Raw genomic sequence first — 13,693 nt, forward strand, 5'->3', positions numbered from 1 at the left:
GCCCCCCTCCAATCCCCTTTAAAAAGTATGCCTTTTCCTCATTATATTTCTGCGGCTGGTCTTCTGCCGTCAGGTTTTTTATCATGTTCTTTTCTGGCCACTGACGCGGCGCACCCATGCACGAAATTTTTACGATGATGCTGGCGGTCTATGATCGTGCGGCCCTGATGCTTATTTGCCTGTTTTTCCTCATTCGCCTGCGCCTGTTCCGCGAACTGTTGCATAAGTCGGCCCATACGCCGAAAGAGCTGCTGGCCGTGACCGCCATTTTCTCGCTGTTCGCCCTGTTCAGCACCTGGTCCGGCGTCCCGGTGGAAGGCTCGCTGGTAAACGTACGCATTATCGCCGTCATGTCCGGCGGGATCCTGTTTGGTCCGTGGGTAGGGGCAATTGTCGGGGTGATTGCCGGCGTACACCGCTACCTGATTGATATCGATGGCGTCACCGCTGTACCCTGCTTTATCACCAGCATTGTCGCAGGCCTGCTGTCGGGGTTGATTAACCGTAAAGTGGCCCGCGATCAACGGTGGAAAATCGGCATTCTGGCCGGCATGGTGTGTGAGACCCTGACCATGATCCTGGTGGTGGTCTGGGCGCCTTCCCTGAGCCTCGGCCTGGATATCGTCTCTAAAATTGGTATCCCGATGATCCTCGGCAGCGTCTGCATCGGTTTTATCGTGCTGCTGGTGCAGAGCGTGGAAGGGGAAAAGGAGGCCAGCGCGGCGCGGCAGGCAAAACTGGCGCTCGATATCGCTAACAAAACCCTGCCGCTGTTTCGTCACGTTAACAGCGATTCTCTGCGCCAGGTATGCGAGATTATCCGCCGCGACATTACCGCTGACGCGGTGGCGATCACTAATACCGAACATGTACTGGCCTACGTGGGCGTGGGGGAGGCCAACTATCAACACCACGACGATGTCATCAGCCCTACCACCCGACAAGCGATTCGTTATGGAAAAATCATTATAAAAAACAATGATGAAGCCCACCGCACGCCGGAGATCCACTCCTTGATGGTGATCCCGCTGTGGGAAAAAGGGGTGGTGACCGGCACGCTAAAAATCTATTACTGCCACGCCCATCGCATCACTTCGACGCTGCAGGAGATGGCGATTGGCCTGTCGCAAATAATCTCCACCCAGCTGGAGGTCTCCCGCGCCGAACAGCTGCGCGAGATGGCCAACAAAGCGGAGCTGCGCGCCCTGCAAAGCAAAATTAACCCGCATTTTTTATTCAATGCCCTGAACGCGATCTCCTCCTCGATTCGCCTTAATCCAGACACCGCGCGCCAGCTCATTTTTAATCTGTCACGCTACCTGCGCTATAACATCGAATTAAAAGACGATGAGCAGATTGATATCAAACGAGAGCTGTATCAGATCAAAGATTATATCGCCATTGAACAGGCGCGATTCGGCGACAAGCTGACGGTCATCTATGATATTGACGACGACGTCAGCTGCGTGATCCCGAGCCTGCTTATCCAGCCGCTGGTGGAGAATGCCATCGTTCATGGTATCCAGCCCTGTAAAGGCAAGGGGGTGGTGACGATCGGCATTAACGAGTGCGGCAATCGGGTTCGCATCAGCGTTCGCGACACTGGCAACGGCATCGATCCCGCCGTGGTCGCTCGCGTGGAAGCCGACGAAATGCCGGGAAATAAAATCGGCCTGCTTAACGTTCATCACCGGGTGAAGCTCCTCTACGGCGAGGGGTTGCATATCCGCACCCTGACGCCAGGAACAGAAATCGCCTTTTATGTCCCCAATCAACACACGCCGCAGGCGCTGACGGAGTCTCTGTTGTCATGAGCGGAGAAAAGATGAAAGTTATTATTGTGGAAGATGAGTTTCTGGCTCAGCAGGAGCTCTCCTGGCTTATCAACACCCACAGCCAGATGGAGATCGTCGGCAGCTTTGACGATGGCCTGGACGTACTGAAGTTTCTCCAGCACAACAAGGTCGATGCCATTTTTCTCGATATCAATATTCCGTCGCTGGACGGGGTTTTGCTGGCGCAAAACATCAGCCAGTTTGCCCATAAGCCTTTTATCGTTTTTATCACCGCGTGGAAAGAGCACGCCGTGGAAGCCTTTGAGCTGGAGGCGTTTGACTACATCCTGAAGCCCTACCAGGAGTCACGCATCATCAATATGCTACAAAAGCTAACCGCCGCCTGGCAGCAGCAAAATAACGTCGCTGCGGGAGCGATCAGCGCGGCGCCACGAGAAAACGACACCATCAATCTGATAAAAGATGAACGAATAATCGTCACCAGCATTCATGATATTTATTATGCCGAGGCGCATGAAAAGATGACGTTCGTCTATACCCGCCGGGAGTCATTCGTCATGCCGATGAACATCACCGAATTCTGCAGCAAACTGCCCACCGCACATTTCTTTCGCTGCCACCGCTCGTTCTGCGTGAATCTCAGCAAGATCCGCGAAATTGAGCCGTGGTTTAACAATACCTATGTGCTGCGCCTGCGCGACCTTGAATTTCAGGTGCCGGTGAGCCGCAGTAAAGTGAAAGAGTTTCGCCAACTGATGAATCTGTAGAGGCGGGAAGTCCCGCCATCCGGGCTACGACGGTAGCCCGGGAGGGATGCGCTTATAACACCTGGCCCAGCGTCTGACGCAGATGCGCGCCAGAGCCCAGCAGGCCCGGGTTTTCATGCACGATCAGGTAAACCGGAATATCCTGAACATAAGCTTTGAAACGGCCTTTGTCTTCAAAACCGCCGCGGAAGCCGGAGGCTTTAAAGAACTCCAGGAAGCGCGGCACGATGCCCCCGGCGATATACACGCCGCCAAAGGTCCCGAGAGTCAGCGCCAGGTTTCCGCCGAAGCGGCCCATAATGACGCAAAACAGCGACAGCGCCCGGCGACAGTCGGTACAACTGTCCGCCAGCGCTCGCTCGGTGACCTCGCGCGGCTGCAGGTTTTCCGGCAGGCGGCCATCAGATTTCACAATCGCGCGGTACAAATTGACCAGTCCGGGACCCGAGAGCACGCGTTCTGCGGAAACATGCCCCAGCTCGGCGCGCAGCTCTTCCAGAATAATCCCCTCTTCTTCGCTGTTCGGCGCAAAATCGACATGACCGCCTTCGCCCGGCAGGCTGACCCAGCGCTTGTCAACGTGCACCAGATGCGCCACGCCAAGCCCGGTTCCGGCGCCATAAACGGCGATCGGTTTGCCCGCCACCGGAGCGCTGCCGCCAAACTGAATGAGGTGCTCGGCTTTCAGCATCGGGATGGCCATGGAAACGGCGGTAAAATCGTTAATTATCTCCAGATGGGCAAAGCCAAGGTTGCGCTTCATTTCAGCGATGGAGAAGGCCCAGGTATGGTTGGTCATCGCTACCCAGTCGCCGGTGATCGGGCAGGCAATGGCGATACAGCCTTCGTTGACGGTCACCTGGTGCTCCTCCAGATAGACGCGCACCACCGCCTCCAGACTGGGATAATCGAGCCCGGAATAGGTCTTAGCACGAGAGATCTCTCCGCTCGCCAGATCACATAGCGCCAGGCGGGCGTTGGTCCCCCCGACATCTCCTACTAAAGCAAATTTTGTCATTCCGTTACGGCTCCGCTAAAGTCAAAATAATTCTTTTGGCACACTGTAAATTCATGGCGGCTTAACAACAACGTCCAACACGCAGACGCCCCTTGTTTAGCGACACAGGTCACATTTAGTTTGTAATCTATGCAAGGTAGTCTGTAAACGACGCCTCGGATATCAGACGCCGCCTTAACTTTATCGTTTCAGCACCATTTGCATCGACGGCCCCTACCGACGAAGGCAAAGTAGTGCTTCAGAACTTTGACAAGGACATTTTCATGCTCCATCCTCGCGCCAGAACAATGCTGATCCTGTCGGTGCCGGCCATCCTGATAGGTATCGCCTGCAGTCTGATCCTGATCGGCGCGATGAAGGTTGCCGCGCTGCTACAGCGCGTGCTGTGGAGCAATCTGCCCACCCAGTTGGGGATCAGCGCTGACAGCCCGCTATGGATTATCGCCATGCTCACAGCGACAGGGATCGCCGTGGGCCTGGTCGTCCGCTACAGCCCGGGACACGCCGGGCCGGATCCGGCGACCGAATCGCTCATTGGCGCCCCCATTGCCACCGGCGCGCTGCCCGGGCTGCTGGCCGCGCTGATCCTCGGCCTTGCCGGCGGCGTCAGTCTCGGCCCGGAGCATCCGATTATGGTGGTGAATATTGCGCTGGCCGTCGCCGTCGGTTCACGGCTGTTTCCGCGCGTCAGCTCGCTGGACTGGACCATCCTCGCGGCCTCAGGCACCATCGGCGCCCTCTTCGGCACCCCGGTGGCCGCCGCGCTGATTTTTTCGCAAACCCTCAACAGCAGCAACGAGTCGCCGCTGTGGGATCGTCTTTTTGCGCCGCTGCTTGCCGCCGCCGCGGGCGCGCTGACGACCGGGCTGTTTTTCCACCCACATTTCACGCTGCCGATCCCCCATTATGGCCAGATGCACTTCGTCGATATCATCAGCGGCATGATCGTCGCTCTGATTGCTATCGCCGTCGGCATGGTGGCCGTCTGGTGTCTGCCGCGCCTGCACGCCATGATGCATCGCCTGAGACATCCCATCCTGACGCTGGGCATCGGCGGGCTGCTGCTGGGGATCCTGGGGACTATTGGCGGGCCCTTAACGCTGTTTAAGGGGCTGGATGAGATGCAGCAGCTGGCTTTCAGCCAGACGCTAACCGCCGCGGATTTTCTGCTCATCGCGCTGGTCAAACTGGCTGCCCTGGTGCTCGCCTCCGCCAGCGGTTTCCGCGGTGGGCGGATTTTCCCGGCGGTCTTCGTCGGGGTGGCGCTGGGGCTGATGCTGCATGCCCACGTGGATGCCGTGCCAGCGGCGATCACCGTCTCCTGCGCGATCCTCGGCATGGTGCTGGTCGTCACCCGCGACGGCTGGCTGAGCCTGTTTATGGCCGCCGTGGTGGTCCCGGATACGACGCTGCTACCGCTGCTGTGCATTGTGATGCTCCCGGCCTGGCTGCTGCTGGCCGGGAGGCCGTTGATGATTGCCAAACGACATACCGACTAAACGCGGCTGTTTCGTTCCTCCAGCGCCTGCGTCACCGCACGCAGGAAATCGGGGATATCCATTTTCGGTAGCATCACTTCGACCAGGGTAAGGGTATCGGAGGTGATGCTTTCCGCCATCGCTTCCCGTAGCTCAGCCGTGTGCGTGACCCGCCAGCAGCGAGAAACAACGTCCGGGGCGAAGGCTTCCGGCAGCCGCTGCCAGTCCCACAGGGCGATGTCATTGTAGCGCTGCTCAGGGCCATGAATCGCCCGCTCCACGGTATACCCTTCGTTATTCAGCAACAGAATAAGCGGTTTTTGCTTATCGCGAAGCATAGAGCCCATCTCCTGAATCGTCAGTTGGGCGGCGCCATCGCCGACAATCAGCACCACCCGCCGCTCTGCCGCCGCGGTTTGCGCGCCATAGGCGGCCGGGAGGGTAAAACCAATCGACCCCCACAGCGGCTGAACGATCAGCGATGCCTCAGAGGGGAGCTTAAGCGCCGCGATGCCAAATGCCGCCGTCCCCTGGTCGGCGAGGATAATATCGCCGGGGCGCAGCGCATCCTGCACTGTCGACCAGAAATTCTTCTGGGTTAACTCGCCTTCGCCCTCCTCTTCCACTTCCGGCGCCACGACCTGAGGCGCCGCCCACTCCGCCGCCAGCGGGGCGGAAAGCGTCATTAATGCAGCCAGAGCTTGATCCATCGGCACGCCGCTGAACCAGTGGTCGCCCACCCTGACGGCGAAGGGCTGGATCTCAATGGTCTTCTCCCGCGCCAGATGCTGGGTGAATCCCGCGGTGATAGTGTCGGTGAAGCGCGTACCAATGCAGATGATGGTGTCGGCGTTTTCAATCGCCTCCCGGGTCTGCGGGGCGCTGGCGATCCCGCTATAGGTCCCGACAAACCCGTTCAGCTGCTCATCGAACAACCCCTTGCCCATTAGCATGGTGGCGTGAGCGATGGGGGTTTTCGCCACCCACTCCCGGAGCGTGTTCTGCAGGCCATAGCGTTGCGCCAGGAAATCCGCCAGCAGAGAAATGCGTCGGCTGCCCCGCAGCAGGCGGCTGGCATGTTCGCGGAACCCGGCGAGCTGGTTTTCATCCGCCGGAGCAGGCTCCACCAGCAAGCCCTGGGCCGGGGCAATCGCTGCCGCTCTGGCGACATCGGCCGGCAGCATCAGATAGCCGGGCCGATGATGCGTCAGCATATCGCGCAGGACACGGTCGATCTCATGGCAGGCGTTGCCGGCGGTCAGCAGCGCCTGGCTGCAGGTGATCTGCTCGCTCATGCGGGCGAAATGGCGAAAATCGCCATCGCCGAGGGTATGGTGCAGCAGTTCGCCACGCTGCTGAGCGCCGGTAGAGGGCGCGCCGACGATATGCAATACCGGAATATGTTCCGCATAGCTACCCGCAATGCCGTTCAGCGCGCTCAGTTCGCCGACGCCGTAGGTGGTCAGCAGCGCACCGGCCCCTTTGATGCGCGCATATCCGTCAGCGGCATAGGCCGCATTCAGCTCGTTGGCGCAGCCGACCCACCCCAGGGCGCTGTGCGCGATGACGCGATCGAGAAACTGTAAGTTGTAATCTCCTGGTACGCCGAACAAGCGGTCAATACCGCAGTCAACGAGGCGATCCAGCAGATAATCCCCAATAGTGTAGGTCGGTTGCATGTCCATTATCCTCATTTTGGTGCAGGTGTAATTTGAGTATTGAATAAGCGATCCGCCTGTCCAGAAGGGGGACGATAAAGCCGGTGTAAAGCAATAGTTACGCCCAAAAAGCAGTGTACTCCATGCAGAACATTGATTAGTGTAAACGTATACACACCCTATTTTATCTGCGGAGGAAGAATGGTTTATCAGGCAAGCACGACGCGATATCAAACGATGGAATATCGTCGCTGCGGGCGCAGCGGCCTTCAGCTCCCGGCGATTTCTCTCGGCCTGTGGCACAACTTTGGCGACGAAACGCGCGTGGAGATCAGCCGGCAGATGCTCCTGCACGCGTTTGACCTTGGCATAACTCATTTCGACCTCGCCAACAACTATGGGCCGCCGCCGGGTTCAGCAGAGAGCAATTTTGGCCGCATTCTGAAAGAGGCGCTCCAGCCCTATCGCGATGAGTTGATCATCTCCACCAAAGCGGGCTACACCATGTGGGACGGCCCGTACGGCGACTGGGGTTCACGCAAATATCTGGTGGCCAGTCTTAACCAGAGCCTGCAGCGCATGGGGCTGGAGTATGTCGATATTTTTTATCATCACCGCCCGGACCCGCAGACCCCACTGACGGAAACAATGCGTGCGCTCGATCATCTTGTCCGTCAGGGTAAAGCGCTGTACGTCGGGATCTCCAACTATCCGCTGGCCCAGGCGCAGGAGGCGGTGAAGATCCTTAACGACCTCGGTACGCCCTGCGTCATTCACCAGCCCCGCTATTCGATGTTCGAACGCAGTGCGGAAGAGGGGCTGCTGGATTTTCTGCAGACGGAAGGGGTGGGAAGTATAGCGTTTTCACCGCTGGCGGGCGGACAGCTTACCGATCGCTATCTGAACGGTATCCCGGCCGACTCTCGCGCCGCCAGCAGCAGTCGTTTTCTGCAGCCGGAGCAACTGACCGCCGCGCGATTAGAAAAAATTCGTCAGCTAAATACGATAGCGGAAGAGCGCGGGCAGAAGCTGTCGCAGATGGCGCTGGCCTGGGTTCTGCGCGAGGAGAAAGTGACCTCCGTGCTGATCGGCGCCAGCAAAACCGCGCAGCTGGATGATGCCGTCGGCATGCTGCAGAATCGCCATTTCAGCACCGAAGAGTGCGCGGCCATCGACGCCATCCTTGCGCTGTAAAGCAAATGTTACTTTAGCAAAAAGTGCTCTTTTCTGCGCTTTCGGAGTTCGTCCGATGCGGCGGGTCTTTACCGGCCCGTAATATCAGGTTAACAGGCCGCTTACGGCCCCGATCGTGAAGGAGAAGAGTATGTTCAGGTCACTGATTCTGGCAGCAGTACTGCTGGCCGCAGCGCCACTAGTCGCTAACGCTGGTGAAATCACCCTGCTGCCATCGGTAAAATTACAAATAGGCGATCGTGACAATTACGGTAACTACTGGGACGGTGGCGGCTGGCGCGACCGTGATTACTGGCGTCGTCACTATGAATGGCGTGATAACCGTTGGCATCGACATGACAACGGCTGGCACCGCGGCTGGGACAAGGGTAAAAATAAAGCCTGGGAGCGCGGCTATCGTGCTGGCTGGAGCGACCGCGACGACCACCGCGGCGGCTGGGGACGAGGCCCGGGCGGACGTGGCCATGGCCATGGTCATCACTAACAGACGAAAAGGGGAGCCCATTGGCTCCCCTTTGCTTTAACCAGCGCGGGTCAAGAACTACGCCACGCCGAGCAGCGATCCCACAATTAACCAGCCGTTCAGACTCACCACAATGACGACAATCACCCAGCCAGTGACTCTCACCCAGCGGGTATTCACCAGGTCGCCCATCAGTTGCGCATTGCTGGTAAATATCAGCAGCGGCACCAGAGCAAGCGCAATACCAAAGCTCAGCAGCACCTGACTCATCACCAGGATACGCGTAGGATCCAGCCCCAGCAGGATCACCACAAACGACGGCAGCATGGTGACCGCCCGGCGAAACCACAGCGGAATATGAAAGCGGATAAACCCCTGCATGACGACCTGCCCTGCCAGGGTACCCACTACCGTCGATGATAAACCTGCAGCGACCAGGCTCAGACCAAAGATGGTCGCCGCCGCGTGGCTCAGCAGTGGCTCCAGCGTTCTGTAAGCCTGATCGAGATCGGCGACGCCGGTATGGCCGTTGAAATGGAATGCCGCCGCGGCGGTCGCCATCATCGCCAGGTTGACAAACCCGGCAATGGTCATGGCGATCGCCACATCCCAGCGGGTCGCGTTATAGCGTTCTTTCCGCGTACCGCCGTGCAGATGCTGGGTAAGCGAGGAATGTAAGTAGATAACGTGCGGCATAATGGTCGCCCCCAGTACCCCGGCGGCTAAGAATACCGCCTCGCCGTTGGGCAGCGTAGGGATCACCAGCCCTTTTGTCAGGGGGGCCAGCGCGGGCTGAGAAAAGATCAACTCCACGACATAGGCCACAGCGACAAACAACAGCAGCCCGCCGATCACCTTCTCCAGCGGCTTTTGCCCGCGCCGCTGCAGCATCAGGATCAGGAAGGTCGCCACCCCGGTCAGCACCGCCCCCTGCAGAAGCGACACGCCCAGTACCAGCTTAAAGCCAATCGCAGCGCCGATAAATTCAGCCAGGTCGGTGGCCATCGCAATGATTTCCGCCTGCACCCAATAGAACCACACAACCGGGCGCGGGTAATGGTCACGGATCTGCTCGGCCAGATTTTTGCCGGTGGCAATGCCCAGTTTGGCAGAGAGCACCTGGATCAGCATCGCCATCAGGTTGGCCCATACCACGACCCACAGCAGCTGATAGCCAAAGCTGGCGCCAGCCTGAATGTTAGTGGCGAAATTACCGGGATCGATATAGCCAATGGCAGCGACGAAAGCGGGCCCCATGAGGGCGAGCTTCACCTTGCGCGCGGCGCGACTACTGCTATTCTCAACGCGACTGCTAGTCATCTTCTGCCTCTGGAAATATAGCCTTTGCTATGTTTCATGCTATCAAAATGCGAATGATTATCAAGTTCATTTAAAATGGAGATAATGATTGCTGTGATAGGCGGGAACAATAGCTGGCCGGAAATGAAAAACGGGCGTTAGAACACGAGAGCGTGCCCAGTACTAAGAGTAGTACAAGAATGCAACTTTTAAAACCTTTACGTAACATAACAAAAGTGGATGTTTGATCACTATTTTTGCCATTGGTCACAGTTCCTTGCAATAGTGTGCAATTGATCTCGTTTTCTTTAAAGCCGTTGCATAGAATGTGCACGGAAATTTAACCTGCCTCATATTTGGAGCAACTATGGACCGCGTCTTGCATTTTGTCCTCGCGATCGTTGTGGTGGCTATACTGGCCCTGTTGGTCAGTCACGACCGTAAAAAGATCCGTATTCGTTATGTTGTTCAACTGCTTGTCATCGAAGTCCTGCTGGCCTGGTTCTTCCTGAACTCCGATATTGGTCTGGGTTTTGTGAAAGGCTTCTCTGAGATGTTTGAAAAGCTTCTCGGGTTTGCCAACGAAGGGACAAACTTCGTGTTCGGCAGCATGAACGATAAAGGTCTGGCCTTCTTCTTCCTTAAGGTTCTGTGCCCTATCGTCTTCATTTCCGCGTTGATCGGTATTTTGCAGCATATTCGTATCCTGCCGATTGTCATCCGCGCCATCGGTACCGTTCTGTCGAAAATCAACGGCATGGGCAAGCTGGAATCCTTCAACGCCGTGAGCTCGCTGATCCTCGGTCAGTCGGAAAACTTTATCGCCTATAAAGATATTCTCGGCAAAATGTCGCGCAACCGCATGTACACCATGGCGGCGACGGCGATGTCCACCGTGTCGATGTCGATCGTAGGCGCGTACATGACCATGCTGCAGCCGAAGTATGTCGTCGCGGCGCTGGTGCTCAACATGTTCAGCACCTTTATCGTTCTGTCATTGATTAACCCGTACCGCGTGGAAGAGAGCGAAGAAAATCTGCAGATGTCGAATCTGCACGAAGGCCAGAGCTTCTTCGAAATGCTGGGCGAGTACATTCTGGCGGGCTTTAAAGTCGCGATTATCGTGGCGGCGATGCTGATCGGCTTCATCGCACTGATCTCGGCCCTGAACGCCCTGTTCGCCACCGTGACCGGCTGGTTCGGCTACAGCATCTCCTTCCAGGGGATCCTCGGCTATATCTTCTACCCGGTTGCCTGGGTGATGGGTGTGCCGGCAAGCGAAGCGCTGCAGGTGGGCAGTATTATGGCCACCAAGCTGGTCTCCAACGAATTCGTCGCCATGATGGATCTGCAGAAAATCGCCTCGACGCTCTCTCCGCGTGCGGAAGGCATTATCTCTATCTTCCTGGTCTCCTTCGCCAACTTCTCATCTATCGGCATCATCGCCGGGGCGATCAAAGGCTTGAACGAAGAACAGGGTAACGTGGTTTCTCGCTTCGGTCTGAAGCTGGTCTACGGCTCCACGCTGGTTAGCGTGCTGTCCGCCTCGATTGCGGCACTGGTTCTGTAACAGGCGCCAGTCATCTAAGCCGGGCAATGCCCGGCTTTTTTTTACCCGTCATTCGCCCAACGGCTGAGGCTTACCGACCAGGTAACCCTGCAGATAATTCACGCCCAGTTCCAGCAGGCGCGCTTTTTGCGGTTCGCTTTCGACATATTCCGCCACCACGCTCATCTGTTTCGCCCGCGCCATTTCGACAATCGATTTCACCATAATGGCGTCCAGCGGGTCCGTCAGAATGTCGCGGACGAAGCAGCCATCAATCTTAATGATATCGGCCTGCAAATGCTTCAGTCGTTCATAGTTCGCATACCCGGTGCCAAAGTCATCAATGGCGATAGCGCAGCCAAACGCGCGCAACGCTTCAAGATTTTGCTGGCTGGTGTCGGCATTGGAGAAAGCCTGCTCTTCGGTCACCTCAATGGTGATAAGATCTGGCGAAATGCGATAGCGTTGAAACAGCGCGATAATCTGCGCCGCGCTATCCTTTTGCATCAGGGTTGAAGGCAGCAGGTTGACCGAGAACCGCTGGCCGGGATGCTGATGGAGCGAACTGAACAGGGTCTCCAGCACCAGCATGTCAAAACGCTGGCTGAGGTTAAACTGCACAATCAGCGGGATAAACTGATCCGGCATAATGACGCTATCGCCACAGCGCATGCGCGTGAGGATTTCATGATAGCCCTCCCCCTCCGCATTTTGAATCGGTTGCGCATAGAGCACCAGCGCCCGCTCTTTGAGAACCTGCTTGACGCGCATCAGGAGGCGTACCTGCTCGGTGGTTTGATCCACCACCAGTTCCTGCTCCTCATCCAACGCCAGCACCCGGCGTTCACTGCCCGCCTGTTCGGAAAGCCAGCTGAGCTGGCCCAGCATCTGGTGCAGCGTCTCACCCTGACCGTCATCACGGCTCCATGCCGCGCCAAACTCAAGATCCAGCGGCTGATTATGCCAGCTGAACTTTTTGTGGTTGAGGATGGCGACCATATGGTTTAGCCGCGCCGCAGGGTCCGGCCCGTCAAGCACGAGGATCAATTCGCTGCCGGGAACCTGGAAGACTTTATCCGTTGCCCCCAACAGCGGCTGAAGCGCCCGGATGATTTGCCGTTTACAGTCCACCCCCATCATTAGCCCATAATGTCGGCTAAGAAAATCGAGATTATCGATACGCAAGCTGCAGATAGCCTGCAGAGGACTGCTCTGTAAATGGCTCACCAGCGCGCGCAGATTAGGTAAGCCCGTCAGCGGATCCTCTTCCGCCTGGCTACGCCAGCGGCGTTTATTGCGATCGCTACGGGCATAGGTGTCTGCCATATAAAACAAACAGATAGTGAAGGAGATCAGGACCGACAGCACAAAGGATAATGAATACTCGCTTTGGACGCCCTGGAGAAAGTTTTTATTATACACCACCAGCAAAAAGGCTGAGACAGACCATGAAATACGCAGCAGCGCATGACCAATCCGGCTAATCCCGATAAAGTAGACAATAAATATCACCGGAACTAAATAACCGGCAATAAATTCAGACTGATACGGCGCACACAGTACAGTTAATAAAAGCGCCAGCGAGATAAACCAATATAGGGTAAAAGAACGATGTTTGGGTGCCAGCCATGGTAAACATTCCTGACGCCAGAAACGTCGGGCATAGTGCGGACTGATAATCATCCGCATTGGATAATAAAGAAACGTCGTAAAAATTAATGCCGCGCTGATTAAACTTTGGATATCTATTACGGTATAAATCAACGGCATACTACCAAAGTAACTGGTAATAGATAATGGAAACGCAAAATATTGCCCGGCAAGGTACATGGTGATTTTCAACAGCACCGGCGCGAAGAAGCCGCCCCAGAAGATCCGCGCCCCCATATGTTTCGCCGTGGGGCCACACCGCCAGCGCTTGCCCACCATCAGGCGTAAAACAGCGCAGGAGACAAACACAGCAAACAGCTGACAAAAGAGCAGAATAAGCGCCTGTGACAGCGTTAATTCAATGAGAAAGCTATTGGTAATGGCAAACGCGAGAATTAATGGTGCGATCGCATAGCGGCCAAAGATAAAAATAACAGAAAACATTACGCTGATTGGCAGCCAGGCAATATAAATAAGATTGCCATCAATAACCGTTTGCGGTGAAATAAAACGAGCCAGCGGAATAGCGACTAAACTGACGAGAAAGGCCAACAGAGTTTTTTTGATATTAATGTTAATTTTATCAAGCATTATTGTTAATTAAAACTCCGGCAACCTCATTACGTTTAATGGGGGAAATGTTATGTTGCTTATTTAGGGCAGGCAAGGTGAATTATCAGGAAAAAGTCTGAAATTACTTTCGATTTTAATAGCTGGAGATTAACTGACTTAACCAGAAAGTGCTTTACATGAAAACAGCTAAAAACAAAAACCCCCGCCGAGGCGAGGGTTCTGAATTTTGGTGGAGCTAAGCGGGATCG

Annotated in this window: 10 protein-coding genes, 1 tRNA gene and 1 pseudogene (1 of these 12 cut by a window edge); 6 read left to right on the plus strand and 6 right to left on the minus strand. The window is 56.1% G+C overall.

Annotated features, from left to right (window positions below; all coding sequences use genetic code 11):
* Window positions 1–10 precede the first annotated feature (10 nt).
* Window positions 11–118: pseudogene (locus NKJ21_RS16280) on the minus strand (hypothetical protein); the annotation flags it as partial.
* Between NKJ21_RS16280 and NKJ21_RS16285 the strand changes: the two are divergent.
* Window positions 117–1,814, plus strand: coding sequence for a sensor histidine kinase (locus NKJ21_RS16285; RefSeq protein ID WP_012540955.1), 1,698 nt, complete (start codon window positions 117–119; stop codon window positions 1,812–1,814). The pseudogene NKJ21_RS16280 and the gene NKJ21_RS16285 overlap by 2 nt on opposite strands.
* An 11-nt stretch (window positions 1,815–1,825) precedes the next feature.
* On the plus strand, window positions 1,826–2,563 hold the full coding sequence (locus NKJ21_RS16290; protein WP_254733007.1) for a LytTR family DNA-binding domain-containing protein: 738 nt from the start codon (window positions 1,826–1,828) through the stop codon (window positions 2,561–2,563).
* A 52-nt stretch (window positions 2,564–2,615) separates the two neighbouring features.
* On the opposite strand, the gene glk is transcribed toward NKJ21_RS16290, so the two are convergent.
* Window positions 2,616–3,581 (minus strand): glucokinase, encoded by a 966-nt coding sequence (glk, locus tag NKJ21_RS16295; RefSeq protein WP_012540954.1) that lies wholly within the window; start codon window positions 3,579–3,581, stop codon window positions 2,616–2,618.
* A gap of 263 nt (window positions 3,582–3,844) precedes the next feature.
* Between glk and NKJ21_RS16300 the strand changes: the two genes are divergently transcribed.
* Window positions 3,845–5,080 carry an ion channel protein gene (locus tag NKJ21_RS16300; RefSeq protein ID WP_064160756.1) on the plus strand — a complete coding sequence of 412 codons (1,236 nt, stop codon included), beginning with the start codon at window positions 3,845–3,847 and terminating at the stop codon, window positions 5,078–5,080.
* Here the strand turns inward: NKJ21_RS16300 and NKJ21_RS16305 are convergent.
* On the minus strand, window positions 5,077–6,738 hold the full coding sequence (locus NKJ21_RS16305) for an alpha-keto acid decarboxylase family protein (RefSeq protein ID WP_032733521.1): 1,662 nt from the start codon (window positions 6,736–6,738) through the stop codon (window positions 5,077–5,079). The two genes, NKJ21_RS16300 and NKJ21_RS16305, sit on opposite strands and share 4 nt — an antisense overlap.
* 180 nt (window positions 6,739–6,918) lie before the next feature.
* Between NKJ21_RS16305 and mgrA the strand changes: the two genes are divergently transcribed.
* The gene (gene mgrA, locus NKJ21_RS16310; RefSeq protein ID WP_012967483.1) at window positions 6,919–7,911 is read left to right on the plus strand and encodes an L-glyceraldehyde 3-phosphate reductase; all 993 of its coding nucleotides are present in this window, start codon (window positions 6,919–6,921) and stop codon (window positions 7,909–7,911) included.
* A gap of 130 nt (window positions 7,912–8,041) precedes the next feature.
* Window positions 8,042–8,395 (plus strand): DUF2502 domain-containing protein, encoded by a 354-nt coding sequence (locus NKJ21_RS16315; RefSeq protein WP_008803887.1) that lies wholly within the window; start codon window positions 8,042–8,044, stop codon window positions 8,393–8,395.
* 57 nt (window positions 8,396–8,452) lie between these two features.
* Here NKJ21_RS16315 and NKJ21_RS16320 read toward each other — a convergent pair whose 3' ends face one another.
* Entirely contained in the window at window positions 8,453–9,694 is a 1,242-nt protein-coding gene (locus tag NKJ21_RS16320; RefSeq protein ID WP_008803886.1) for an Nramp family divalent metal transporter, read from the minus strand.
* 346 nt (window positions 9,695–10,040) lie between these two features.
* On the opposite strand from NKJ21_RS16320, the gene nupC reads away from it, so the two are divergent.
* Entirely contained in the window at window positions 10,041–11,243 is a 1,203-nt protein-coding gene (nupC, locus tag NKJ21_RS16325) for a nucleoside permease NupC (RefSeq protein WP_012540950.1), read from the plus strand.
* Window positions 11,244–11,291: 48 nt separating this feature from the next.
* Here the strand turns inward: nupC and NKJ21_RS16330 are convergent, their stop codons facing one another.
* Entirely contained in the window at window positions 11,292–13,463 is a 2,172-nt protein-coding gene (locus NKJ21_RS16330) for an EAL domain-containing protein (protein ID WP_048964295.1), read from the minus strand.
* Window positions 13,464–13,672: 209 nt separating this feature from the next.
* Window positions 13,673–13,693: transfer RNA gene (locus NKJ21_RS16335), tRNA-Ala, on the minus strand; it runs 155 nt beyond the window's last position.

Source organism: Klebsiella sp. SWET4, assembly GCF_024296565.1.
Classification (GTDB): domain Bacteria; phylum Pseudomonadota; class Gammaproteobacteria; order Enterobacterales; family Enterobacteriaceae; genus Klebsiella; species Klebsiella variicola.

Coding starts and splice junctions, on each gene's coding strand:
- NKJ21_RS16285 (WP_012540955.1), top strand. CDS start 117: ATGCACGAAATTTTTACGATGATGCTGGCGGTCTATGATCGTGCGGCC.
- NKJ21_RS16290 (WP_254733007.1), top strand. CDS start 1,826: ATGAAAGTTATTATTGTGGAAGATGAGTTTCTGGCTCAGCAGGAGCTC.
- glk (WP_012540954.1), bottom strand. CDS start 3,581: ATGACAAAATTTGCTTTAGTAGGAGATGTCGGGGGGACCAACGCCCGC.
- NKJ21_RS16300 (WP_064160756.1), top strand. CDS start 3,845: ATGCTCCATCCTCGCGCCAGAACAATGCTGATCCTGTCGGTGCCGGCC.
- NKJ21_RS16305 (WP_032733521.1), bottom strand. CDS start 6,738: ATGCAACCGACCTACACTATTGGGGATTATCTGCTGGATCGCCTCGTT.
- mgrA (WP_012967483.1), top strand. CDS start 6,919: ATGGTTTATCAGGCAAGCACGACGCGATATCAAACGATGGAATATCGT.
- NKJ21_RS16315 (WP_008803887.1), top strand. CDS start 8,042: ATGTTCAGGTCACTGATTCTGGCAGCAGTACTGCTGGCCGCAGCGCCA.
- NKJ21_RS16320 (WP_008803886.1), bottom strand. CDS start 9,694: ATGACTAGCAGTCGCGTTGAGAATAGCAGTAGTCGCGCCGCGCGCAAG.
- nupC (WP_012540950.1), top strand. CDS start 10,041: ATGGACCGCGTCTTGCATTTTGTCCTCGCGATCGTTGTGGTGGCTATA.
- NKJ21_RS16330 (WP_048964295.1), bottom strand. CDS start 13,463: ATGCTTGATAAAATTAACATTAATATCAAAAAAACTCTGTTGGCCTTT.